Here is a 24,748-nt window from a genome sequence, read left to right as displayed (position 1 = left end):
TTTGCCTATCCATGGGGTTGTAACTCCTCACCGTTCAAGGTCACCAGGGGATCCAGCCCCCCTGTCAGGGCAGCCAATTGCAAGGAGTAAATCTCCCAGTCACTCTTTGCCTGAACCAGTTGCAACTGCTGTTCACTGAATTCGCGCTGGATATTCAGCACATCGAGCCAGCTCTTGGTCCCTGCCACATACTGGCGTTGATAGGATCCCAGCACGGCCCCCAACTCCGCCAGCGACTCAGTCTGTACCCGCACCAGCCCGGCCTGCAGCTCACGGCTGCGTTGCAGGCGACGCACGCTGCGCTCCAGCTCGCTGACGGCGTAGGCCAGGTCATCTTCGGCCGCGCTCTGCTGCGCCACCGCCGCGTCTGTCCTGCCACGGGTCGCAAAGCCCATCCCCTCCAGCGTACCCTCCAGCACCAAACTGACCCGGGTATCATCCCGGTAGGATGGCTGATCGTAATCCTGCTCTGCTTGCAGGTAGAGCGTGGGCATGGAGGCCGTTCTGACCTGCTCCACACTCGCCCTGGCCCGCTCGATCTCCTGCTTCTTGTAACGCACTTCGGCGCTGCCCTGCAGGGCGGCCTGGTGCAATGCCTCGCCCTCGCTGATCTGCAGCAGATCCGGTGTCACCGGTTGTCGGGCAGGAACGGGCGTCTGGGTCAGGGCCAGCAGATCGCTTCTCGCAATGGCCAGCTCCCCTTCGTATCGCTCCACCCTCGCCCTGGCTTGCGCGAGGCGAGTGGCCGCCAGGCGCACATCGGCCGTCGATGCCAGCTGACCCTGCTCCCGGCGGCTGATCTGCTCGAACAGCGACTGATGGGCAGCCAGACTGGCTTGAACCACCTCCAGGCGCTGACGGCTGCCAAGGACATTGGAGTAGGCCACGGCAGTCTGTTCCAGCAACTGGCGCCGCACTCGCAGCAGGTCGACACGCTCGACCTCTGTGTCGGCATCGGCAAACGCAATGCTGTTGTCGATGCGCCCGAATGCCCACAAAGGTTGGCGAGCGCGCAACGTCACCGGCGTGGAGAGGTCCTCTCCGGTCGCAGTATCCCGACTCGATTCTGAATACTGCTGCACCTGGGCAGTCACGCTGGGGTAGCGCTGACTGCGGGCTGCATCGGCAGAGTATTCCCTTGCCTCGATCTGTGCCCGTTTGCCACTCACGGCAGGGTGCTGACTCAGGGCCGCCTGCAACGCCGCCTGCAAGCCATCGGCCTGTTGTGCATTCGCGGCGGGCAGGGTCAACACGGCCAGGCTCAGGAGCAGCAGGCCATGCCGCCTCAGCCGCGGCAAGCTAGTTACCATGAACATTCTTCGTCGATTTCCTGTTCGTTGTGGGGCAAGGCTGTCTGTGCCACAGGCGGCGCCTTGCGCAACAGTTGCACCGCCTTTTCCGGCTCGCCCGATAGCGTATATGCCTGCGCCAGATCTTCGCGCCATTGCCCATGCCAGGGGCACTGTTCGTGGGCCTTGTGCATCAGAGCGATGCCCTCGGCCAGATGGCCCTTGCGCACATAGACAAGCCCCACCATGAAGGTGGCGGCAGCGTGCTCGGGCAGGTGATGCAGCAACTGCTTGAAGCAGTGCTCGGCCTCGTCCAGCTTCTCTTCGCGGTAGCGCGCCACGCCCGTTTCCAGCAAGCCGGGCACGGGTAGCGCCACCATGTCGTCGATCGGCTGCCATTGGATGCGCCCATTGGTGCCGCGCAGCAGCGGGGCAAGATGGGTCTCGTAACGCGCCCATCTGGCCATGGAGCTCTTGTACAGCGGCTGGCGCACCTGCCAGACGCTGGCTGTTTTCACCGGCCGTTGCAACTCGCTGAAATTGAGGACCTGAGGCTCCCAGGCCACCCCGACGTAATCCAGCATGCGCCGCGCCTCGCGTTCGGGGTCCGCCAGCACATCCTCGTAGCTCACCTCCAGGATCTCTCCGGGGAAGAGCTGGTTCCAGTGGTGCATCAGCAGGTTATGGTCGGCGAGCTGTTCCCCTATCCAGGTCAGGTCATAGGCAAAGCCCATGCCGCCGTGTTTGGCCGCGTAATCGGTAAAGTAGTTGGAGATGGCGATATCGCGGGGATCCCGCCGCACCGAGATGATCCGCGCATGGGGGAAGAGCAGCTTGATGAGACCGATGTTCTCGAAGTTGTGGGGCAGCTTGTCCACCACATGCCGCGCCCCGGGAGCATACTCCTGCAGCTCTTTGAGAAGATTGCCCGTGATGCCCGCGATCACCTTGGCGTCCAGATCGTCCACACAGTCGGGGTAATGTCGGCCGGAACCGACCCGGCGCTCCCACCGTTCAAGGCCCGCAATCACGCCGGGGATGAGCCCCAGCTCGCCCGCACCGTGGACCTGGCTGTGGCCGGCCAGCATCTGCTCGATCAACGTGGTGCCGGAGCGCGGCATGCCGAGCACGAACACCGGCAGCGTCGACTCATTGCCAATACCCCGGCGATGTTCATAGAGCGATCTGCTGAAGGCATGACGGATGCGCGCGCAAGCTTGCCGGTGCGCCGCCGGGTCATAGCCGAGCAAGGCGCGGCTGGCGCTGTTGGCCTCATCGGCGAGGGCAAAGGCCTTGGCATAGTCCTGGCGCTTCTCCCAGGAGGCCGCCAACTGCAACAGCAGACCGGGTTTCACCAGCCCCTCTGGACCGGGGCGGCGGGCCAGTACCTCCAGATGGTGCAGGGTGGCGTCATCCTCCGGGAAGCGCCGCGCATTGATAAGCGAGGCATATCCGCGCACCGGGTCGAGCTCCTTGACCCGTTCAAACAGCGCCACCGCCTCCTCAATTCGTCCCAGTTGCAGGTACAACTGCCCCAGCCCCAACAAGGCCGGCACCTGTTGCGGATGCGCTTGCAGCACCTGGCTGTAGCGCACGTCGGCTTCGTCATACTGCTGCTCCTGCGCCTCGACCCCGGCCAGCGCCACCTGTGCTTCGGCCAGCCAGTGGGATCGGGGAGCCCCGTCGAGACGCTCTGACGGCGGCAATGCCTGCGCCTCTTCGAGTGCCTGAGTGGCCATCTCTCTGGCCAGCCCCGTCTGCCCCTGGGTCGCAACGGCAACCAGCTTGAGGCGCAATGCCAGCACGGGCTGTTGCTGCTGGCCCGCCAAATGGATGGCCCGGCGCAGCAAGGCAATGGCCTGGGATGTGCGTCCTTGCAGCTCAGCCAGCTCGGCGCGATGCTGATGCAAGCCGGGATGGTCGGGATACTCTCTTCCTCCCCGGCACAGGGCATCCTCGGCCTGGGCATGGCGACCTTGCTCGGCCAGCCGCTGGGCGTATCCCCTGATCAGGCCGCAATAATCCTCTTCGTCCAGCAAGCGTTGCTGCTCGTCCAGCCAGGCATCGGCGGCGGCATATTCCTCTGCCGCCAGCCACAACTCCAGACGCAGACCTCGCAATTGCTGGCCATGCAAAGACGCCTGTGGCTCGGGCCAGTGCTCCCGCTCCCCCTCCCAGAAGGCCTCGGCCCGGGTCAGCAGTTGCTCGCCCAATGCGATGGCCCCGTCCTGCAAATAGAGGCGCAGCAGTTGCTGATAGATCAGGATATTGGGCGCAAGGGCAAGGCTGCGTTCATACAGTGGCCGCGCAACCGTCGTTTGCTGGCGCCTGAGCTGACAGGTCGCCAGCCGCGCCAGCAGCAGCGCATGATCCGGTGCGTCATGCCGGGCTGCTTCGAGCAGCGCCTGCGCCATATCAAGCTCACCCAAGAGCAGTTGGACAGCAGCCAGGTCGACACGTCCGTCGACATCAAGAGCGGCAAGATCCAGCCCTGCCAGCGCGTGGCGTGCGGCATCCAGCTCGCCAAGCTGGGCACAGGCCAGCGCCAGCAATACTTGTTCGGCGGGGTTTTGTGGGACACCGCAGGCCTCCTGCAACAGCACAAATTGTTGCTGCAGGGCCAGCGTGCGCAATAGAGAGAGTGAACTCATGGGAACCGCGGGATCCTGGGACTGGATCGCCCCTCAATGAGGGGCGATAAGGGTGAATAATTAGAGCCGGGTCAGACCAGCCCTTGAGAGGTCAGGACACCGTTTGGCATCTGGAGCATATGTGCATCATTGAATGCTTTTCCCGCATTGATGTTGGCCCAGGTGCCGTTCCACAAATCGCCGTTCCCATAGAGAGTCCCCGGAACCTGTCCGGTGCTCCATGCTATGCCACGATAGACAGTTCCTTTGGCATAAACCGTCATACCAAGGAATGACGACATCGTATATATCGCATAGTAATCCTGTGTGTTCGAACCATTACGGCCTGCTTCCGCTCTTCCTACAACGCGCCATTGCGAGCCGCTCTTGGCCATGACCCCCTGTCCCGTTCCCACAAACACCACCTTGTCATCCGCCCCCAGATTATTGGCCCCCGACCACATTCCCCAGGTTCCAGGCCCATTACCTGCGGTGCTCATCTCGGCCTTCTGGCTCTCCACACGGATATAAATGGTGTAACTGGTATTTGCATCGAAAGTACGGCTGCTGTGGTCCGAACTGACCCCCTGCACCAAGTCAAACACCACTATGCTGGTGTCGGCCACAGGCCCGGATGTATCGATCACAATGGCTTCATTTGCCCCGAGCGAACCGACCCCGCCCGGGGTCGGCAAGGTCAGCGTGGCGTTGTTGCCAGCGGCGTCGAGGATGGTGCCGCCATTGAGGCCGAGTGCCCCCGCGCTCAGGTAATCCAGATCGGCACTGGTGTCCCCCGCCTGCACCGTGTAGTTGAAGGTCAGGGTATTGGAGCCTGAACCACTGACGTAATTGATGGTCCGATCCGTGGCACCGGTCTCCAGAGTCAGTTGCGGCGTGCCAGAGACGGTGACCGCCTCACTGAAAGTGACCTGGATGCTGATCACACTCCCCACGCCGTAGGTGCCCGCCGCCGTGGTGCTGCTGACCCCGCTCACCACAGGCGCTGTGGTATCCACCAGGTAGCTGGCGTTGTCGGCCACCAGGGAATGGCTCAGGCTCGCATCATTACCCGCGGCATCGCTCAGGGTGCCACCGTAGGCCTCCAGGCCATTGGCAACGATCGAGATGCCGTTGGCATCGGTCTGACCCGCCAGAATGGTGTATTGGAACAGCAATGAGGCCGTGCCACTGCCCGAGACATAATTGGCGTAGACGGTACTGCCCCCGATATTCAGCGCCACACGGGGTGTGCCACCTGAGGTATCGACCACGGTCGCTTCATCCATGGTCACGGTGACGCTGACCACGTCACCGGCATTCAGGGTGTTGCTCTGCACACCGCTGGCCCCCGTGATACCCACACTGCTGACAGCTGGGGCCGTGGTGTCCACCAGGTAGCCGGCGTTATCCGCCACCACGCCATGAGCCAGATTGGCGGCATTGCCCGCTGCATCACGCAACGTGCCGCCGTTTGCTTGCAGTGCATCGGCATCCAGACTGATGCCGTTGGCATCGGTCTGGCCCGCCAGAATGGTGTATTGGAACAGCAAGGAGGCCGTGCCACTGCCCGAGACGTAATCGGCGTAGACGGTGCTGCCACCGACATTCAGCGCCACACGGGGTGTGCCGCCAGTGGTATCGACCACAGTCGCTTCATCCATGGTCACGGTGACGCTGACCACGTCACCGGCATTCAGGGTGCTGTTCTGTGCACCGCTTGCCCCACTGATGGCGATGCTGCTGACTGTCGGTGCGGTTTCATCCACCAAATCGTTGATAGCCAGGGTGACGGTTTGCTCGCTGGCATTGCCCGCCGCATCGGTGGCCACCACTGTGAAGCTGTAGCTGGCCTTGTTCTCGTAGTCCGGGTTGCCCGTCAGGGTCACGGCACCTGTGGTGGCATCGATGCTGAACAGCGCCGCGTCCGCTCCCGCCTTCAGGCTGTAGCTGGTGCTGCCGGTCGCGATGTCGCCGCTGTCGGTGCTGGTCACGGTGTAAACCACCTGCCCGGCACCGCTGTTCTCATTGATGGCGCTGGCCGTGGCCCCCGAGGTGATGGTCGGCGCTGTGTCATCCAGGTTGTTGATCCCCAAGGTGACCACCTGCTCGCTGGCATTGCCCGCCGCATCGGTGGCCACCACGGTGAAGCTGTAGCTGGCCTTGGTCTCGTAGTCCGGGTTGCCCGTCAGGGTCACCGCGCCCGTGCTGGCGTTGATGCTGAATAGCGCAGCATCGGCACCCGCCTTGAGGCTGTAAGTCACGGTGCCTGCATCCGTCGACGCTGCGGTGTAGACAATCTGCGCAGTGCCACTGTTTTCATCAATGGCGGTGGCGCTAGCCCCCGAGGTAAAGCTTGGTGCGGTCGTGTCGACCAAGTAGCCGGCGTTATCCGCCACCACGCCATGAGCCAGATTGGCGGCATTGCCCGCTACATCACGCAACGTGCCGCCGTTTGCTTGCAGTGCATCGGCATCCAGACTGATGCCGTTGGCATCGGTCTGGCCCGCCAGAATGGTGTATTGGAACAGCAAGGAGGCCGTGCCACTGCCCGAGACGTAATCGGCGTAGACGGTGCTGCCCCCGATATTCAGCGCCACACGGGGTGTGCCGCCCGTGGTATCGACCACAGTGGCTTCATCCATGGTCACGGTGACGCTGACCACGTCACCGGCATTCAGGGTGCTGTTCTGTGCACCGCTTGCACCGCTGATGGCGATGCTGCTGACTGTCGGTGCGGTTTCATCCACCAAGTCGTTGATAGCCAGGGTGACGGTTTGCTCGCTGGCATTGCCCGCCTCATCGGTGGCCACCACGGTGAAGCTGTAGCTTCCCTTGGTCTCGTAGTCCGGGTTGCCCGTCAGGGTCACCGCGCCCGTGGCGGCATCAATGCTGAACAGCGCCGCATCCGCTCCCGCCTTCAGGCTGTAGCTGGTGCTGCCGGTCGAGATATCGCCGCTGTCGGTGCTGGTCACGGTGTAAACCACCTGCCCGGCACCGCTGTTTTCATTGATGGCGCTGGCAGTCGCCCCGGAAGTGATGGTCGGCGCCACTTCATCCAGGTTGTTGATCCCCAAGGTGACCACCTGCTCGCTGGCATTGCCCGCCGCATCGGTCGCCACCACGGTGAAGCTGTAGCTGGCCTTGTTCTCGTAGTCCGGGTTGCCCGTCAGGGTCACAGCGCCCGTGGCGGCATTGATGCTGAACAGCGCCGCATCCGCTCCCGCCTTCAGGCTGTAGCTGGTGCTGCCGGTCGCGATGTCGCCGCTGTCGGTGCTGGCGACGGTATAGACCACCTGCCCGGCACCGCTGTTCTCATCGATGGCGTTGGCCGTGGTCCCCGAGGTGATGGTCGGCGCCACTTCGTCCAGGTTGTCGATGCCCAAGGTGACCACCTGCTCGCTGGCATTGCCCGCCGCATCGGTCGCCACCACGGTGAAGCTGTAACTTCCCTTGGTTTCGTAGTCCGGGTTGCCCGTCAGGGTCACTGCCCCTGTAGTGGCATTGATGCTGAACAGCGCAGCGTCCGCCCCCGCCTTCAGGCTGTAGCTGGTGCTGCCGGTCGAGACGTCGCCGCTGTCGGTGCTGGTGACGGTGTAAACCACCTGCCCGGCACCGCTGTTTTCATTGATGGCGCTGGCCGTGGTCCCCGAGGTGATGGTCGGCGCCACTTCGTCCAGGTTGTCGATGCCCAAGGTGACCACCTGCTCGCTGGCATTGCCCGCCGCATCGGTGGCCACCACGGTGAAGCTGTAGCTTCCCTTGGTCTCGTAGTCCGGGTTGCCCGTCAGGGTCACCGCACCTGTGGTGGCATCAATGCTGAACAGCGCTGCGTCCGCTCCCGCCTTCAGGCTGTAGCTGGTGCTGCCGGTCGCGATGTCGCCGCTGTCGGTGCTGGTCACGGTGTAAACCACCTGCCCGGCGCCGCTGTTTTCATCGATGGCGCTGGCCGTGGTCCCGGAGGTGATGGTCGGCGCCACTTCGTCCAGGTTGTTGACCCCCAAGGTGATCACCTGCTCGCTGGCATTGCCCGCCGCATCGGTGGCCACCACGGTGAAGCTGTAGCTGGCCTTGGTCTCGTAGTCCGGGTTGCCCGTCAGGGTCACGGCACCCGTGGCGGCATTGATGCTGAACAGCGCCGCGTCCGCTCCCGCCTTCAGGCTGTAGCTGGTGCTGCCGGTCGAGACGTCACCGCTGTCGGTACTGGTGACGGTATAGACCACCTGCCCGGCACCGCTGTTCTCATCGATGGCGCTGGCCGTGGTTCCCGACGTGATGGTCGGCGCCACTTCGTCCAGGTTGTTGACCCCCAAGGTGATCACCTGCTCGCTGGCATTGCCCGCCGCATCGGTGGCCACCACGGTGAAGCTGTAACTTCCCTTGGTCTCGTAGTCCGGGTTGCCCGTCAGGGTCACCGCCCCTGTTGAGGCATTGATGCTGAACAGCGCTGCGTCCGCTCCCGCCTTCAGGCTGTAACTGGTGGTGCCGGTCACTACGTCGCCGCTGTCTGTGCTGGTCACGGTGTAAACGACTTGGCCTGCCCCACTGTTCTCGCTGATAGCTGTTGCGGTAGCAGCGGAGGTAATGGTCGGGGCCACTTCGTCCAGGTTGTTGATGCCCAAGGTGACCACCTGCTCGCTGGCGTTGCCCGCCGCATCGGTCGCCACCACGGTGAAGCTGTAGCTGGCCTTGGTCTCGTAGTCCGGGTTGCCCGTCAGGGTCACCGCGCCCGTGGCGGCATCAATGCTGAACAGCGCAGCGTCCGCTCCCGCCTTCAGACTGTAACTGGTGGTGCCGGTCACTACGTCGCCGCTGTCGGTGCTGGTCACGGTGTAAACGACTTGGCCTGCCCCACTGTTCTCGCTGATAGCTGTTGCGGTAACAGCGGAGGTAATGGTCGGTGCTGTGTCGTCCAGGTTGTTGATCCCCAAGGTGACCACCTGCTCGCTGGCATTGCCCGCCGCATCGGTGGCCACCACGGTGAAGCTGTAGCTGGCCTTGGTCTCGTAGTCCGGGTTGCCCGTCAGGGTCACAGCGCCCGTGGCGGCATTGATGCTGAACAGCGCCGCATCCGCTCCCGCCTTCAGGCTGTAGCTGGTGCTACCGGTCGAGACGTCGCCGCTGTCGGTGCTGGTGACGGTGTAAACGACTTGGCCTGCCCCACTGTTCTCGCTGATAGCTGTTGCGGTAGCAGCGGAGGTAATGGTCGGGGCTGTGTCATCCAGGTTGTTGATGCCCAAGGTGACCACCTGCTCGCTGGCATTGCCCGCCGCATCGGTCGCCACCACGGTGAAGCTGTAGCTGGCCTTGGTCTCGTAGTCCGGGTTGCCCGTCAGGGTCACCGCGCCCGTGGCGGCATTGATGCTGAACAGTGCCGCGTCCGCTCCCGCCTTCAGGCTGTAGCTGGTGCTGCCGGTCGCGATGTCGCCGCTGTCGGTGCTGGTGACGGTGTAGACCACCTGCCCGGCGCCGCTGTTTTCATCGATGGCGCTTGCTGTGGCCCCCGAGGTGATGGTCGGCGCCACTTCGTCCAGGTTGTTGACCCCCAAGGTGACCACCTGCTCGCTGGCATTGCCCGCCGCATCGGTGGCCACCACGGTGAAGCTGTAGCTTTCCTTGGTCTCGGAGTCCGGATTGCCAATCAGGGTCACGGCACCCGTGGCGGCATTGATGCTGAACAGCGCCGCGTCCGCTCCCGCCTTCAGGCTGTAGCTGGTGCTGCCGGTCGAGATGTCGCCGCTGTCGGTGCTGGTCACGGTGTAAACCACCTGCCCGGCACCGCTGTTTTCATTGATGGCGCTGGCCGTCGCCCCGGAAGTGATGGTCGGCGCCACTTCATCCAGGTTGTTGATGCCCAAGGTGACCACCTGCTCGCTGGCATTGCCCGCCGCATCGGTCGCCACCACGGTGAAGCTGTAGCTTCCCTTGGTCTCGTAGTCCGGGTTACCCGTCAGGGTCACCGCGCCCGTGGCTGCATTGATGCTGAACAGCGCCGCGTCCGCTCCCGCCTTCAGGCTGTAGCTGGTGCTACCGGTCGAGATGTCGCCGCTGTCAGTGCTGGTCACGGTGTAAACCACCTGCCCGGCACCGCTGTTCTCATCGATGGCGCTGGCCGTGGTCCCCGAGGTGATGGTCGGGGCTGTGTCATCCAGGTTATTGACCCCCAAGGTAACCACCTGCTCGCTGACGTTGCCCGCCGCATCGGTGGCCACCACGGTGAAGCTGTAGCTCCCCTTGACTTCGTAATCAGGATTGCCAATCAGGGTCACAACCCCCGTCACGGGGTTGATGCTGAAGGCTGCGTGATCACCCACCACCTTGAGGCTGTAAGTGACATCGCCCGCATCGCTTGCGACAGCGGTATACACGCTCTGCAAAGCACCGCTATTTTCCGAAATGGCAGCAGCCGTCGCGCTTGAGCTGAATTTAGGTGCGAAGGTATCAACCACCCCGGCAACGGCATCCGTCAAATTCTGCCCCGTTTGCGCTGACGTATATTCCCCGCCCTGGACGACAATCCCCTGCGCACTTTCTGTCAACGTCGCCTTGCCGTTGCTGACCTGCAACCCGGCAAGCAGATCCTCGATGGTTTTCTGGCTATTGCCACCGTTCTGACTATCGGCACCCGATAGTGCTGCCAGTACGGCTCCATATATTTCGCCTGCGCTCAGGCCGTTGGCGCTATCAAAGGCGCCGCCATTGGTCGGCACTACCGTGGTGCCATGCAAACTCGGCAGACCAAACAGGTCGGCCACGGCATTGTTGATGTCGTTGACCATGGATTCGGCGGGCAAACTACCGGCAGCCGCATCTTGCACCTTGTGATAAGCCAGGGTGCTCAGGACGTTGAGATTGACGGTAACGGTAGAATTAGGCTGCGACACCACTTCCATCGCAAACAGCTCTGCATTCAGGTCTTTGCCTGCCTGGGTCGCCTCATCGAGATAGTCGGCACTGGAGCCGGTGTTAACGACCCGGGCGATGACCACGCCAAGATAGCTGCCAACCGCGATTGAGAAGGTGCCATCCGGATTGACCTGCGCCTCTCCCAGCAGAGTGACACCGTCAGCCTGGTAAACCTCGACCCGCAGATCATTGCCAGCGACAACCGGGCCGCCCACTATGGTCCCCGCAACTCTGTTGACGACGCTGGCATCGGTACCACCATCACTATCACTGCCTCCACTACTGCCAGCAGCCAGCGCAATCCCGCCAAGACCAAGTGCCCCCAGCCCGACCGTGATGGGGGTGAAGAAATCACTATCAGAACTCCCCTGCCAGATGAGTTGCTCACCATTGGCAGCCGTCTCTATTACCGGGCTCTCACTCGTCACCGCGGCACCGTTCAAGGCCGAGCCATCCAGCTCCGCCTGGGGAATAAACGCAGTATCTGGTTCATCATAAAAATCGGTGAGTTCCACCAGAACGCCATCGTCACTGGATTCGATGATCAGCGAGCCGCCCTTGCGTTTGACGAACAAGCCATCTGGGGATTTGCCGGTCGAGGTGTCGATTAACGCGTACTTGGCGCCAGATTGAGCCGGAATGATGACAGCATCGGTAAGAGGTATTTGCCGCAGTGAGCCGTCAGCAAGGCGCTCTACAAGTTGCAATGACTGTTTAACGCCTGTTTTTGAAGCCATGTAGATCTCCCTATCCACTTGTATTTAAATGATATATTTATTAGGAATGACGGCCTGCGACAAAAGGCGACGGAGTCGATACTAGCAGACAAGTTGCAGTCGAAGATAGCTGACACTGACCGGCCCGCGACGGCTCAATCCAACCAGGTGCATACGCCAAAAGACGGTGATGTCCCCCCCTCTCACCATGTCTTGGGGCCAGAACCACTCCCCTGAACCTGATGTCTAACATCCCCCGGTAGTTGCCACTCCCGGTGGCGGCACACCGTCATCTACCCTTGAAGGGCGCCGTCCGGCAGGACGGCCCTCCATTCGCCGAGACACAGAGAAGGACATCATGGGCAGCAAACGAAAATCCAGAACGGAAGAACCGGTCGTGGCCGAGGCGCAAAAGCCCCTTGGCAACAAGGCATACGAAAAGGCGCTGCGCCTCTTGCACGTGGAGCTGGTCAGGCTGCAGCAGTGGGTGGTGCACAAGGGGCTCAAGGTCTGCATCGTCTTCGAGGGGCGCGACGGGGCCGGCAAGGGGGGCACCATCAAGGCGATCACCGAGCGGGTCAGCCCCCGGGTCTTTCGGGTCGTCGCACTGCCCGCCCCCACGGAGCGGGAGAAGAGCCAGCTCTACTTCCAGCGCTACATCCCCCATCTGCCGGCGGCGGGGGAGATCGTCATCTTCGATCGCAGCTGGTACAACCGGGCCGGGGTGGAGCGCATCATGGGCTTTTGCAGCGAGGAGGCGAGCGACAAATTCCTGGCTGGCACCCCCATGGTGGAAAAAGCCCTGGTGGACTCTGGCATCATTCTGCTGAAGTACTGGCTGGAGGTGACCCCACAAGAGCAGGAGCGGCGGCTGCGGGATCGCATCGACGATGGCCGCAAGATCTGGAAGCTCTCCCCCATGGACATCAAGTCCTTCGATCGCTGGGATGAGTACACCCGGGCGCGGGATGCCATGTTCATCGCCACCGACACCGCCTGGGCCCCCTGGTTCGTGGCCCACTCCGAGGACAAGAAACGGGTGCGCCTCAACATCATCTCCCACCTGCTGGCGCACATCCCCTACGAGGCGCTGCCGGCGGAGCCGGTGAAGCTGCCCAAGCGCAAGATAGGCAAAGTCAAACCATCGGATCACCCGCTTCGCATCGTGCCAGCCCTCTTCTAGCCAGACGGGGTGAGCCCTGGCTCACCCCCTTTCCCTTCCAACCCCAAGGGACAACAGGCGCTGCCGGTATCACCCAATAGCTTGTTGTTGTTCACGTTTTCCCGTTTGCCTCCCCTATACTTCAGCGACATTCAGGTCTGGCCGAGCGAGGAGGCCCCCATGTTGCGACTGTTTGCCCTGCTGCTTGTCTGCCTGGTGCTCCCGGTGCGGGCGCTGACCCTGACCCCGGTGGCGGGGGAGCTGCGCCACCCCTGGGGGCTCGCCTTCCTGCCGGATGGCAGCTACCTCGTCAGCGAGCGCCCTGGGCGCCTGCTGCGCATCGACGCGGGTGGCAACCGCCATGTGGTCTCCGGCCTGCCGCCCCTCGCCGCCACGGGTCAGGGGGGTCTGCTCGATCTCGCCCTGGACGGCGATGGCTGGCTCTATCTCAGCTACAGCGAGCCGGGGGACGGAGGCGCCGGCACCGCCGTGGCCCGGGCCCGACTGCAAAAAAACGCCCTCGTCGACTGGCAACTGCTGTTTCGCCAAGAGCCCAAGGTGGCCGGCGGCGCCCATTTCGGCTCCCGCCTGGTGCTGACGGATGACCACCTCTTCATCACCCTGGGGGATCGCTACAGCGAGCGGGAGCGGGCCCAGACGCTGGACAACCACCTCGGCAAGACGGTGCGCCTGCACAAGGATGGCCGGGTCCCCGCCGACAACCCCTTCGTCAAGACGCCGGGGGCCCTGCCGGAGATCTGGAGCCTGGGCCATCGCAACATGCAGGGGGCGGCCCTGCGCCCGGGCAGCCAGCAGTTCTGGGCTCACGAGCACGGCCCCCAGGGCGGGGACGAGGTCAACCTCATCCTGCCAGGCCACAACTACGGCTGGCCCAGAGTGACCTTTGGCGAGGAGTACGGGGGCGGCAAGATTGGCGTGGGCCAGAGCGCGCCGGGCATGACGGCGCCACGCTGGATCTGGGTGCCCTCCATCGCCCCCTCGGGCATGGCCTTTTATCAGGGGAACCTGTTCAGGGAGTGGCAGGGGGATCTGTTCGTCGGCGCCCTGCGCGGTCAGGCCTTGTTGCGCCTGCACCTCGACGGAGACAAGATAGTGTCGGCGGAGCGGCTGCTGACCGATCTGGGGGAGCGGATCCGTACCGTCAAGGAGGGCCCCGACGGCGCCCTCTACCTGTTGACGGATTCAGGCCAGGGGCGCCTGCTCAAACTGACCCCTTAGCATGAAAGGAGCAAGAATGAAGACGAATCGCACGCTGCTGGTGCTGTGCACCAGCCTCTGGTTGCTGGGCTGCAACACCATCCACGGGATGGGACGGGACATCGAGAAGGCGGGGGAGGTGATCCAGGGCTCCGCCAAGCTGACGGACGCACCGGCCGCAGAGGGTCGCTGATCCCGGCCGGGTGGCGCTGTGGTTCGCCGCCTGTCGCCCCTCTCCTTACCCCTGTTCGGCGCTGGCCACCAGACTGGCCAGCGGCGCCATGGTCACCCTGACCCCGTGCTGTGCCAATGCCTCGCGGGCGCTCTGGGGCAGTTGCTCGTCGGTGATCACCTGATCGATCGCATCCCAGCTCACCACGTTGAAGGTCCCCACCTTGCCATATTTGGACGAATCGCAGATGAGGATGCGGGTCGCCGCCGACTCCACCACGGCTCGCTTCACCGGCACCTTCTGTTCGCTCGGGGTGGAGATCCCCTGACTGTCCCAGGAGGAGGCTGACAGGAAGGCGATGTCCAGATGGAGGTTGCGCAGGAAGTGGGCGGTGGCCTCCCCGGCACAGGACTGGTTCTCGCGAATGACCTGACCCCCGGTGTGATAGAGGCGGCAGCGGCCGTGCTCGATGAGGTAGGCGCAGACCATGAAGTCGTTGGTCACTATCATCAAGTCTTCCCGAAGCGCCAGCTCCCGGGCCAGCTCCAGGGAGGTGGTACCGGCATCCAGATAGACGGTGCTCCCCTCGCTCACCTGGGCGGCGGCGAGCCGCGCAATGGCCAGCTTGGCCCCCTGCATCAGGCTGCGCTTGGCAGCGTGAGAGGGCTCGCTCTTGATCCGCTGGGAGAGGCTGACCCCGCCGGAGACGGAGAGTACCCGCCCCTGCTCCTCCAACTTCTGGATGTCGCGCCTGATGGTCATGTGGGAGACCTGCAGCCAGTCGGTCAGCTCCACTATGCTGACCACGCCGCGCTCTGCCAGCAGTTGCAGGATACGTTGCTGTCGCTCTACGGGAATCATCTTGCCTCGCGCCTCGGGAAAAGGAAGGTGCCATTCTACCCCAGCGACCTGGGAAAAAATGATAAATAACCTGAAACGGGCTCACAAATCACATTTATTCACACAAAAAACGCCAAAACTTGACTCGAAAGAATCTCAACCCTCATAAATAACAAAAATTAACACCAATTAAGTTACTTTTTGTGACGACTGCCTGATATTTCATCGCCGCAAGCCTCTACTATCTGCTCATCAGTCGTAATCGAGGAATCACGAGATGAGCACTCCCTATCATGTTGCGGTCATCGGCCTGGGCGCCATGGGCATGGGCGCCGCCCGTTCTTGCCTGCGGGCCGGGCTCACCACCTATGGCATCGACCTCAGCGAACAGGCTCGCGGCCAGTTGCAGCAGGCCGGTGCCGCCGCCGTCATGGCCGATGCCAGGCCCCTGGCCGAGACGCTCGATGCCGTGCTGTTGCTGGTGGTCAACGCCACCCAGGTGCGCCGCATCCTGCTCGGCGAAGCGGGGCTGGCTCGCCACCTCAAACCGGGCACCGCCATCATGGTCTCTTCCACCATCGCCGCCGAAGAGGCGAGCGCCCTGGCTGCCGAGCTGGCGCAGATGGGACTGCCGATGCTGGATGCGCCGGTTTCCGGTGGTGCCATCAAGGCCGATGCCGGCGAGATGACGGTGATGGCCGCAGGCTCCGACGCCGCCTTCGACAAGCTGGCCCCGGTGCTGGATGCGGTGGCCGGCAAGGTCTACCGGGTCGGCAACGAGCCGGGCCAGGGCAGCACGGTCAAGATCATCCACCAGCTGCTGGCCGGGGTGCACATCGCGGTGGCCGCCGAGGCCATGGCCCTGGCCAGTCGGGCAGGGGTGTCCCTGGATCTCATGTATGACGTGGTGACCCATGCCGCCGGCAACTCCTGGATGTTTGAAAACCGCATGCCCCGGGTGCTGGCCGGTGACTACCAGGCCCGCTCCGCAGTGGACATCTTCGTCAAGGATCTCACCCTGGTGGCGGACACCGCCAAGGCGCTGCGCTTCCCGCTGCCGCTCGCGAGCACGGCGCTGAACATGTTCCTCGGCGCCAGCAACGCAGGGTACGGCCAGGAAGATGACAGCGCCGTCATCAAGATCTTCTCCGGCATCCAGCTGCCGGGTCAGGAGGATCAAGCATGAAACTCGGTGTCATCGCAGACGACTTCACCGGCGCCACCGACATCGCCGGTTTCTTGGTGGAGAACGGCCTCTCCACCCTGCAACTCGCCGGCGTGCCGGAGCATGACGGGGATCTGCCCCCGGTCGATGCCGTGGTGATCAGCCTCAAGAGCCGCTCCTGCCCCGCGGACGAAGCGGTGCGCGACTCCCTGGCGGCCCTCGACTGGCTCAAGGCCCGCGGCTGCCCGCGCATCTACCAGAAGTACTGCTCCACCTTCGACAGCACGGCAGCGGGCAACATCGGCCCCGTCACCGACGCCCTGCTGGCGGCGCTGGAGAGCAAGTTCACCCTGATCTGCCCGGCCCTGCCGGTGAACGGTCGCACCGTCTATCAGGGCAACCTGTTTGTCGGCACCCAGCCGCTCGCCGAGTCCGGCATGCGCCATCACCCCATCACCCCCATGACCGACAGCAACCTGCTGCGGCTGATGGAGGGACAGGCCCAGGGCCGTGCCGGTCTGGTGCCGTTCAATACCATCGCACAGGGTCCCGGCGCCATTGCCGACGCCTTTGAGCAGCTAACGCAAGCTGGTGTGCGCTACGCCGTGGTCGACACCCTGACCGAGCAGCACCTGCTGGACATCGCCACCGCAGCCCTCGACATGCCCCTGGTGACCGGCGGATCCGGCCTCGCCATCGGCCTGGCCCGGCAGCTTGGCAGCGGCGATCTGCAGGGTGCCCGCGAAGCGGGCTGGCCCAGAGGCACCCGCGCCGCGGTGCTGTCGGGCTCCTGCTCCGAGATGACCAACCGTCAGGTGGCCCGCTATCGCCAGCACGCTCCTGCCCTGGCGCTGGATGTGGTGCGCGGCCTCGAAGAGACCGACTACCCGGCCGAGCTGGCGCGCTGGGTACTGGACCAGCCCCGTACCCCGGCGCCGCTGGTCTACGCCACCACCAGCCCGGCAGAGCTGGCCCGCATTCAGGAAACCCACGGCCAGCAGGCGGCCAGCGATGCGGTGGAACACTGCTTTGCCCGCCTCGCCCAACTGCTGCAAGGCGCCGGCGTGGACCGCTTCATCATCGCCGGTGGCGAGACCTCGAGCCGGGTCACCCAGGCCCTCGGCGTCAAGGCGTTCCACATAGGCCCGCAGATCGCCCCCGGTGTGCCCTGGGTGCGGGCCATCGACGCCCCCCTGTCGCTGGCCCTCAAGTCCGGCAATTTCGGGAGCGACGACTTCTTCGACAAGGCTCAGGAGTACTTCCATGACTGAACAGGCACTGCGCGACACCATGGTGATGCTGGGAGCCTCCCTCTTCCAGCGCGGTTATGCCACCGGGGGCGCCGGCAACCTCTCCGCCCTGCTACCGGACGGCACCCTGATCGCCACCCCGACCGGCTCCTGCCTGGGACGGCTCAGCGCCGACAGGCTCTCTCACGTCAATCTGCAGGGGGAACACCTGGGGGGAGATCGCCCCTCCAAGGAGGTGGCCTTCCACCTTGCCATCTACCACAACAATCCGGACTGCCGGGCCGTGGTGCACCTGCACTGCACCCACCTGACCGCCCTCTCCTGTCTGGAGGGACTGGATCCGGCCAACGTCATCCGCCCCTTCACCCCCTACTACGTGATGCGGGTCGGCCAGTTGCCGCTCATCCCCTACTACAAGCCGGGGGATACCCGCATCGCCGAGGAGCTGGGGCGCCGCGCTCCCGAAGGCAACGCCTTCCTGCTTGCCAACCACGGCCCCGTGGTGACGGGCAAGGATCTGGTGGATGCGGTCAACAACATGGAAGAGCTGGAGGAGACGGCGCGCCTGGCACTGATGCTTCATGGCCACTCCATCCGCTACCTGAGCGAACCCGAAATTGATGAATTGAGGAGGATGAAACCATGAGCAAGTTTGCCGCCAATCTCACCATGCTGTTTACCGAGGTGCCGTTCCTGGAGCGCTTCGCCGCCGCCCGCGACGCAGGCTTCGAGGCGGTGGAGTTCCTTTTCCCCTACGAGTGGCCGGCCGCAGAGCTGGGCCGCCGCTTGCGCGAGCAGGGGCTCTCCCAGGCCCTGTTCAACATGCCGCCGGGCAACTGGGGCGCGGGTGAGCGCGGCATGGCTGCCATCCCGGGGCGGGAAGCGGAGTTTCGCGGCCACCTGCCAAGCGTGCGTGACTATGCCCTGGCGCTCGGCTGCACCAAGGTACACGCCATGAGCGGCATCGTGGACCCGGCTCATAGCCTCTCGGCCCACCGCCAGACCCTGATCGACAACATCCGCTTCGCCGCCGACTTCCTGGCCGAAGACGGCATCAAGGTACTGCTGGAGCCGCTCAACGATCGGGATGTACCCGGCTACTTCCTGGCCCACCAGCTCGACGCCCTGGCCCTGGTGCAGGAGATAGACAGACCCAACGTGGGGGTGCAGCTCGACCTCTATCACGCCCAGATCATGGACGGGGATCTCACCCGCCTCATCGGCAAGCTGGGTCCGGCCATCGGCCACGTCCAGATCGCCTCGGTGCCGGATCGCCACGAGCCGGACGAGGGGGAGATCGCCTACCCCCACCTGTTCAAGGCGCTGGCGCAGGCGGGCTACCACGACTGGATAGGCTGCGAGTACAACCCCAGAGCCGGCACCCGGGAAGGGCTGGGCTGGCTGACACAACAATAACGACCCTGAACATGAACGAGTCTGAGGATAACAAGATGCAGATCATCATCACCGGCGGCGGTGGCTTCCTGGGCCAGAAATTGGCCCGGGCTCTGCTGCAAGGCCCCCACCCTTTCACCGAGCTGCTGCTGGTGGACATCCAGCAGCCGCAATCCCCCCTGCCGGACCCCAGGGTTCGCTGTCTGCGGGCCGACCTCACCGAACCCGGTGTCGCCGAGTCCCTCATCAGCGAGCGGACCGCCGTGGTCTACCACCTGGCGGCCATCGTCAGCAGCCACGCGGAGCAGGACTTCGATCTCGGCTGGCAGGTCAACCTGGACACCACCCGCACCCTGCTGGAGGCGTGCCGCCATGCCCGGCCGGGCATCCGCTTCGTCTTCACCAGCTCGCTCGCCGTCTATGGCGGCCCGCTGCCGGAGCTGGTGAATGACGGTACCGCCCTGACCCCCACCTCCTCCTACGGCGCCCAGAAGGCCATGGGGGAACTGCTGGTCAACGACTACAGCCGCAAGGGCTTCGTCGACGGTCTGGTATTGCGCCTGCCCACCATCTGCGTGCGGCCGGGCAAGCCGAACCGCGCCGCCTCCTCCTTTGTCAGCAGCATCATCCGCGAGCCGCTGCAAGGGGAGAGCGCCATCTGCCCGGTGAGCCCGGATCTGCGCCTCTGGCTCTCCAGCCCCGCCACCGTGGTCGCGAACTTCCTGCTGGCGGCCAGACTTCCCGCCACCGGTGACGCCCGCAGCATCAACCTGCCCGGCATCAGCGTGACCGTCGGCGAAATGCTGGAGGCCCTCGCCCGGGTCGGTGGCCAGGCGGCCCGGGATCGGGTGCAGTTTGCCGCCGATCCGGCCATCGAGCGCATCGTGGCGAGCTGGCCGGGACGCATCGACAACCAGCGGGCCAGTGCCCTCGGCTTCGCGGCAGACAGGACGTTTGCCGACATCATCGACAGTTTCATCACCCATGACATGCAGGAGGCATCATGAGCGACATCCCAACCCCCATCATCGGTCTCATCATCGCGGTCTTCGTGCTGGTGTTCCTGGTCATCCGCACCCGGGTGCACGCCCTGATCGCCATGCTGGCGGCGGCCTGCATCGCCGGGATCACCGGCGGCATGAGCATCGACAAGACCCTCACCGTGATCACCCAGGGCTTTGGCTCCACCCTCGGCAGCATCGGCATCGTCATCGGCCTCGGGGTCATGATGGGTCGCCTGCTTGAGGTCTCCGGCGCCGCCGAACAGATCGCCTACAGCTTCATCAAGTGGCTCGGCAAGCGCCGCGAGGAGTGGGCACTGGCCATCACGGGCTACATCGTCAGCATCCCCATCTTCGTGGATTCCGCCTTCGTCATCCTCTATCCGGTGGCCAAGGCGCTGGCAAAAAGTGGCAAGCGCTCCCTGCTCACCCTGGGGGTGGCGCTCGCGGGCGGCCTGGTGGTAACCCACCATACCGTGCCGCCGACCCCGGGCCCGCTGGGGGTTGCCGGCCTGTTTGGCGTGGACATCGGCGCCATGCTGCTGACCGGCATGGCCCTGGCCATCCCCTGCGTGCTCGGCATCGTCTTCTACGCCCAGTGGCTCGACAAGAAGTACCCCGAGTTCGGTGCCCAGGCCGCCCAGACCCCGGACGAGCTGCAAGCCACCTATGAGCAGTACCTCAAGGAGAAGGAGGGCAAGACCCTGCCGAGCCTGACCCTGTCGCTGCTGCCGATCCTGGTGCCCATCGTGCTCATCTTCGTCAAGGCCATCTTCACCACTCTGGCCACCCTGGAGGGCATGGATGGCCTGATGGCGAACCCCCTGGTGCAGGGCATCAACTTCATCGGCACCCCCATCATCGCGCTGGCCATCAGCGTGCTGCTGGCGGTCTATACCCTGGTCCCGCACATGGACAGGCACGCCACCGCCGCCCGCCTGGAAGAGGGGTTGCAATCCGCCGGCATCATCTTGCTGGTGACCGGTGCCGGTGGGGCGCTGGGGGCCGTGCTGCGCGACAGTGGTGCAGGCCAGCAACTGGCCGAGCAGATCGCCCAATTGCCCATCTCCCCCATCCTGATCCCCTTCATCGTGGCGACTCTGGTGCGCCTCATCCAGGGGTCCGGCACCGTGGCCATGGTGACGGCGGCCTCCATCTCCGCCCCCATCCTGGCGCAGATCCCCGGGGTCAACATGCTGCTGGCCGCCCAGGCCGCCACCATGGGGTCGCTCTTCTTCGGTTACTTCAACGACAGCCTGTTCTGGGTGGTCAACCGCATGATGGGGATCTCCGACGTCAAGCAGCAGATGATCGTCTGGTCCATCCCGACCACCATCGCCTGGGCCATCGGCGGCACCGGCGTCGCCCTGCTGAACCTGCTGTTCGGCTCCGGCGGCACCTGGTTCGACCCCGTGCTGCCGCTGCTGGTGCTGGCCCTCATCGTCTGGTACGTCAAGGGGCAGTCCCTGGCTCCGGCGGCAGGGGCCGTCCCGAGCCGGGAGTCATAACTCGCGCCGTCACGGCAACGCTGTGTGACGAGGGCCAGTCTGCTAGACTGGCCCTCTTTTTCGTTCATTCATCTTGCAAAGGAGTGTTGGATGCCTGCGTCTTCCTGGCGGGACAAGTCCACCGGTTTTGCCCTGCTCACCATCTTGCTGTGGGCCTCCCTCGCCGCGCTCACCTCCCGGATCACCAGCGTCTCGCCGCTGGTGCTGGTGGGGCTGGTGCTGCTGTTCTGCGGGGCGGGCACCCTGCCATTCTGGCGCCAGTGGCGCGCCAGCCCCCTCACCTGGCTGGTGACCATCAGCGCCCTGCTGCTCTATCACCTGCTGCTGTTCACAAGCTTTCGCCACGCCCCCGTGCTGGAGGCAAACCTCATCAACTACCTGTGGCCGCTGTGCATCATCCTGTTCACCCCCTTGCTGCTGCCGGGTCATCCCCTGAGCCTGCACCATCTGCTGGCCGGGGCCCTGGGTCTCGCGGGATCGGTGCTGGTGATGGTCGATGGTCACCTGCAGTTGCAACAGGCCCATCTGCCCGGCTACCTGCTGGCCCTCGGCGCCGCCATCGTCTGGGGCGCCTATTCCGTGCTCTCCCGCCGCCTGCCTCCCGCTCCCGCCGTGGTCACGGCCGCCGCCTGCCTGCCCGCAGGGCTCCTGGCCCTGCTGCTGGCATGGATGCTGGAAGGCCCCTTGCCATTCGCCCGGATCCCCCTGGGGGACTGGCTGCTCATCGCCGGGCTCGCCCTCGGCCCCATGGGGGCGGCCTTCGTCACCTGGTATCTGGCGCTGCGGGACGGAGATCCGCGCCGCATCGGCGCGCTCGCCTACCTCACCCCCTTGCTGAGCACCCTGCTGCTGGTCTGGCTCAACGGCGAGGCGCTCACCCCGCGCCATCTGCTGGCGGGGGGGCTCATCATGGGCGGCGCCCTGCTCGGCCTGCTGGTGAAGAGCCCAAGTCAACGGGAGCTGGCACGGCCACTGTCATAAAAACGCCATCAGACCTGATTAAGCTCGCGCCCATTGCGTGATTCAAGCAGGAATCTGATGTGAAAATTGCCCATTTTGCCTCCCTCTCTTCCCTCGTCTTGCTGCTGGTGGCCGGTGTCCAGGCCACCGCGCTCTATCATGGCTGGCAACAATTCAACCACTCGGCCCAGGCCCAGCGTTTGCAGGAGCGCCTGCAACAGCAACTGAGCGGTCCGTTGCAGGGGGCGCTTCGCGACTATCTCGGCAGCGGGGATCCCCTGCTGCTGGCCCAGGCCCAAGGAGTGCGCCAGCAGGCGCTGGCCCTGCTGTCCCGCCTGGAGGATCCCCAGACCCAGCCGCTAAACGCCCGGCTTGAGCAGATGAAAACCCGCATTGACGGCGACTATCTGGCGGCGGGCAAGCTCTCCGGCAACAGCCAGTGGTTGCTGCAAAATGCCGAGAACGAGTTGACCACCCAGGCCAAAGCCTTGCTCCGTTACGGCCAGCAGGGGGCGGCCGCCGGGCGGGATCCGGCCCTTGCCGAGCAGTATCGCCAGGGGTCGGCCGACATCCTGACCGCCCTCCCCTCCCTCGCCCACCAGCGCCAGAACTACATGGAGCAGGCGAGTGCCAAGCGTCTCGAAGGGCTGCAATTCGAGCTGGCTGCCCTGCAAAAGCAGGCCGACTCCCTGGCCGCCCTGCCGAGCCTGGCACTTTTCGAGGAGGCACCGGCCGACGAATTCACCCTGGGAGAGCCAATACGCAAGGAGCTCGGGGATCAACCCAAAGCCGAGTTGACCTCCCTGCTCAAGCGCTATCCCCAGGAGCTGGAAAACAGCCGCAAGGCGCTGCAACAGCAGCAGGCCGCTCGTCAGATGGTGCAGCAGGACATCACCCAGCTGCTGCAAGCGGGGGAGCAATTGGGTGAGCAACTCGCCGCCGCCCGTCAGACCATGAACCGGGAGCTGGCCACCGTGCTCGGCATGCTGGCGCTCTGCCTGGTCGTGGTGGCCCTGCTGTTCGCCCTGGTGCAGCGTCGCTGGCTGGTCAGGCCCCTGCTGCAACTGCGGGCAGCCTTCCTGCAGCTCGACGCCACGGGTCAGGCCCAGCTCCTGACCCCGGGGCGCGAGCGCAACGAGCTCGCCGACATAGTGGCGAGCTACAACCGCCTGATACAGCGCCTGCAACAGGATCAGCAGCAGAAAGAGGGCCAGCTATCGGCGGTGTCGCAAAGTCTGCAAGGGATGGTCAACCAGGTGCAGGAGATCCATCACAGCACCCGCACCACGGAGCAGGCGGTGGATGAGAGCGACACCATGATGCAGGAGCTCAACCAGCTCGCCAGCGAGGTGCACCAGGTCGCCGCCGAAATCGCCCAGCACGCCCAGCACAATGAACACTCCATGAGCCAGAGCGAGCGGCTGGTCGGGGGCATGCTGACGGCTACCGCCCAGACCGGGCTCGCCATCGACGAGAGCAGCGGCGCCCTGGCCCAGCTGACCCGCTCGGTGGAGGACGTGACTGCCATCGTCGACGTCATCGGCCATATCTCCCAGCAGACCAACCTGCTGGCCCTCAACGCCGCCATCGAGGCGGCCAGGGCCGGGGAGCAGGGACGCGGCTTCGCGGTGGTAGCCGACGAGGTGCGCCACCTCTCCGCCGACACCCAGCGCTCCCTCGGCCAGATCACCGAGATCCTGGCGAGCCTCACCCAGGCGGGGGATCAGCTCGCCACCGTGCTGGCCCGCATCACTGCAGAGGCCGCCGAGCAGCGCCAGCAGGCGGAGCAGCTGCGCCAGACCACCCTGACGGTGCGGGAGATGGCGCGCAGCACCGCCGTCATCGCCCTGCAGGGCGCCGACAATGCCAAGAGCCAGGAGCACAGGCTGGCGAGCTTCGCCGCCCTCATCGGTCGCATCAGCCAGCACGCCCGCCAGGGCAGCCGCCTCTCGGTACAGGTCTCGGAGCACATACACCACCAGGCCCAGCAGATCCCCCGGATCCTGAGCCAGAGCTGATAACCCCCGGGCCTGGAACGCACCAGACCCGGGGCGCGCTCCCTGTCAATCTCCCCGCGGCCCGGCCTTGCCGCAACCCTTCCCCTGATACTCCCGTCACGTCTTCACGGGCGATGACGGGTTGCCTCATCCATTCAGTCACAGGCTCCCTCACCCCTTTCACATCTCTGGTCCCCCTGTCTGTCGGGCGACGGCTCACGCTCACGACAGTGGGCATCCGGCCGGGCCCATCTTTTTTTGTGATACAAAATTATATGTTGCCACCGGGTTAACAAAGAAAGTTCTGCCTTGACGGCAAGATCTGCGCAGGAGAACGGTGAAATCACCATGAAAGCGCTGTCATTGCCGACATGAGTGGCCTGGGAGTGCCCACACCAAGAATCATGATTATTTGCACTCGGTCATATTTTTGAAACTTGCCGGGAACTTTACATTGATATTTCGCACCGCGAACGTACTCTTGGTGATGTCAGATCGCCAAGGATCGACAGCCAAAAAATAACGACTGTAACGATGCAGAT

15 protein-coding genes are annotated in these 24,748 nt (G+C 64.3%); 11 read left to right on the top strand and 4 right to left on the bottom strand.

Annotation, left to right across the window (positions count from 1 at the left end):
• Window positions 1-5 precede the first annotated feature (5 nt).
• The 3 genes from AB7E19_RS00845 to AB7E19_RS00835 form a co-directional block, all read right to left on the bottom strand.
• The gene (locus AB7E19_RS00845) at window positions 6-1,310 is read right to left on the bottom strand and encodes a TolC family protein (protein WP_427934488.1); all 1,305 of its coding nucleotides are present in this window, start codon (window positions 1,308-1,310) and stop codon (window positions 6-8) included.
• The gene (locus tag AB7E19_RS00840) at window positions 1,304-3,940 is read right to left on the bottom strand and encodes a sulfotransferase (RefSeq protein WP_322131494.1); all 2,637 of its coding nucleotides are present in this window, start codon (window positions 3,938-3,940) and stop codon (window positions 1,304-1,306) included. Before AB7E19_RS00840 ends, AB7E19_RS00845 begins: the two co-directional genes overlap by 7 nt.
• A 71-nt stretch (window positions 3,941-4,011) precedes the next feature.
• The gene (locus tag AB7E19_RS00835) at window positions 4,012-11,559 is read right to left on the bottom strand and encodes a cadherin domain-containing protein (RefSeq protein WP_427934486.1); all 7,548 of its coding nucleotides are present in this window, start codon (window positions 11,557-11,559) and stop codon (window positions 4,012-4,014) included.
• A gap of 337 nt (window positions 11,560-11,896) precedes the next feature.
• Here AB7E19_RS00835 and ppk2 point away from each other — a divergent pair, with 337 nt between their 5' ends.
• The 3 genes from ppk2 to AB7E19_RS00820 all read left to right on the top strand — a co-directional run bounded on the left by ppk2 (window position 11,897) and on the right by AB7E19_RS00820 (window position 14,111).
• A complete protein-coding gene (gene ppk2 / locus AB7E19_RS00830) occupies window positions 11,897-12,721 on the top strand; it encodes a polyphosphate kinase 2 (protein WP_319862038.1) in 825 nt (274 codons plus the stop codon).
• A gap of 159 nt (window positions 12,722-12,880) precedes the next feature.
• Window positions 12,881-13,939, top strand: a complete 1,059-nt coding sequence (locus tag AB7E19_RS00825) for a PQQ-dependent sugar dehydrogenase (RefSeq protein ID WP_322131492.1) — start codon at window positions 12,881-12,883, stop codon at window positions 13,937-13,939.
• A 16-nt stretch (window positions 13,940-13,955) separates the two neighbouring features.
• Complete coding sequence (locus AB7E19_RS00820; protein ID WP_139736637.1) at window positions 13,956-14,111, top strand: entericidin A/B family lipoprotein; 156 nt, start codon at window positions 13,956-13,958, stop codon at window positions 14,109-14,111.
• A 45-nt stretch (window positions 14,112-14,156) separates the two neighbouring features.
• Here the strand turns inward: AB7E19_RS00820 and AB7E19_RS00815 are convergent, their stop codons facing one another.
• Window positions 14,157-14,951 carry a DeoR/GlpR family DNA-binding transcription regulator gene (locus AB7E19_RS00815; protein ID WP_010673300.1) on the bottom strand — a complete coding sequence of 265 codons (795 nt, stop codon included), beginning with the start codon at window positions 14,949-14,951 and terminating at the stop codon, window positions 14,157-14,159.
• Window positions 14,952-15,207: 256 nt separating this feature from the next.
• On the opposite strand from AB7E19_RS00815, the gene ltnD reads away from it, so the two are divergent.
• From ltnD to AB7E19_RS00775, 8 genes are all read left to right on the top strand, one after another.
• Complete coding sequence (gene ltnD / locus AB7E19_RS00810) at window positions 15,208-16,116, top strand: L-threonate dehydrogenase (RefSeq protein WP_322131840.1); 909 nt, start codon at window positions 15,208-15,210, stop codon at window positions 16,114-16,116.
• Complete coding sequence (otnK, locus tag AB7E19_RS00805) at window positions 16,113-17,366, top strand: 3-oxo-tetronate kinase (RefSeq protein ID WP_322131841.1); 1,254 nt, start codon at window positions 16,113-16,115, stop codon at window positions 17,364-17,366. Before ltnD ends, otnK begins: the two co-directional genes overlap by 4 nt.
• The gene (locus tag AB7E19_RS00800; protein ID WP_202041102.1) at window positions 17,359-17,991 is read left to right on the top strand and encodes an aldolase; all 633 of its coding nucleotides are present in this window, start codon (window positions 17,359-17,361) and stop codon (window positions 17,989-17,991) included. Before otnK ends, AB7E19_RS00800 begins: the two co-directional genes overlap by 8 nt.
• Window positions 17,988-18,761, top strand: coding sequence for a 2-oxo-tetronate isomerase (gene otnI, locus AB7E19_RS00795; RefSeq protein WP_010673296.1), 774 nt, complete (start codon window positions 17,988-17,990; stop codon window positions 18,759-18,761). Before AB7E19_RS00800 ends, otnI begins: the two co-directional genes overlap by 4 nt.
• A 35-nt stretch (window positions 18,762-18,796) precedes the next feature.
• Window positions 18,797-19,747: a D-erythronate dehydrogenase gene (denD, locus tag AB7E19_RS00790; RefSeq protein WP_010673295.1), complete on the top strand. Its 951-nt coding sequence runs from the start codon at window positions 18,797-18,799 to the stop codon at window positions 19,745-19,747.
• A complete protein-coding gene (locus tag AB7E19_RS00785; protein ID WP_010673294.1) occupies window positions 19,744-21,249 on the top strand; it encodes a GntP family permease in 1,506 nt (501 codons plus the stop codon). The genes denD and AB7E19_RS00785 overlap by 4 nt, the downstream gene beginning before the upstream one ends.
• Window positions 21,250-21,339: 90 nt before the next feature.
• Window positions 21,340-22,230 (top strand): DMT family transporter, encoded by an 891-nt coding sequence (locus AB7E19_RS00780; RefSeq protein WP_319892059.1) that lies wholly within the window; start codon window positions 21,340-21,342, stop codon window positions 22,228-22,230.
• Window positions 22,231-22,289: 59 nt separating this feature from the next.
• Window positions 22,290-24,227 (top strand): methyl-accepting chemotaxis protein, encoded by a 1,938-nt coding sequence (locus AB7E19_RS00775; RefSeq protein WP_319892058.1) that lies wholly within the window; start codon window positions 22,290-22,292, stop codon window positions 24,225-24,227.
• The last annotated feature ends 521 nt before the right edge of the window (window positions 24,228-24,748 follow it).

Origin of the sequence: Aeromonas sp. (assembly GCF_050252055.1) — a bacterium.
GTDB classification, from domain to species: Bacteria; Pseudomonadota; Gammaproteobacteria; order Enterobacterales; family Aeromonadaceae; genus Aeromonas; species Aeromonas caviae.
The sequence above is the reverse complement of the archived record's forward strand: the minus strand, read 5'-3'. Positions and strand labels throughout refer to the sequence as shown.

Bases quoted from the DNA above. Each gene is read 5' to 3' on its own strand.
- AB7E19_RS00845 (WP_427934488.1), bottom strand. From the start codon at position 1,310: ATGGTAACTAGCTTGCCGCGGCTGAGGCGGCATGGCCTGCTGCTCCTG.
- AB7E19_RS00840 (WP_322131494.1), bottom strand. From the start codon at position 3,940: ATGAGTTCACTCTCTCTATTGCGCACGCTGGCCCTGCAGCAACAATTT.
- AB7E19_RS00835 (WP_427934486.1), bottom strand. From the start codon at position 11,559: ATGGCTTCAAAAACAGGCGTTAAACAGTCATTGCAACTTGTAGAGCGC.
- ppk2 (WP_319862038.1), top strand. From the start codon at position 11,897: ATGGGCAGCAAACGAAAATCCAGAACGGAAGAACCGGTCGTGGCCGAG.
- AB7E19_RS00825 (WP_322131492.1), top strand. From the start codon at position 12,881: ATGTTGCGACTGTTTGCCCTGCTGCTTGTCTGCCTGGTGCTCCCGGTG.
- AB7E19_RS00820 (WP_139736637.1), top strand. From the start codon at position 13,956: ATGAAGACGAATCGCACGCTGCTGGTGCTGTGCACCAGCCTCTGGTTG.
- AB7E19_RS00815 (WP_010673300.1), bottom strand. From the start codon at position 14,951: ATGATTCCCGTAGAGCGACAGCAACGTATCCTGCAACTGCTGGCAGAG.
- ltnD (WP_322131840.1), top strand. From the start codon at position 15,208: ATGAGCACTCCCTATCATGTTGCGGTCATCGGCCTGGGCGCCATGGGC.
- otnK (WP_322131841.1), top strand. From the start codon at position 16,113: ATGAAACTCGGTGTCATCGCAGACGACTTCACCGGCGCCACCGACATC.
- AB7E19_RS00800 (WP_202041102.1), top strand. From the start codon at position 17,359: ATGACTGAACAGGCACTGCGCGACACCATGGTGATGCTGGGAGCCTCC.
- otnI (WP_010673296.1), top strand. From the start codon at position 17,988: ATGAGCAAGTTTGCCGCCAATCTCACCATGCTGTTTACCGAGGTGCCG.
- denD (WP_010673295.1), top strand. From the start codon at position 18,797: ATGCAGATCATCATCACCGGCGGCGGTGGCTTCCTGGGCCAGAAATTG.
- AB7E19_RS00785 (WP_010673294.1), top strand. From the start codon at position 19,744: ATGAGCGACATCCCAACCCCCATCATCGGTCTCATCATCGCGGTCTTC.
- AB7E19_RS00780 (WP_319892059.1), top strand. From the start codon at position 21,340: ATGCCTGCGTCTTCCTGGCGGGACAAGTCCACCGGTTTTGCCCTGCTC.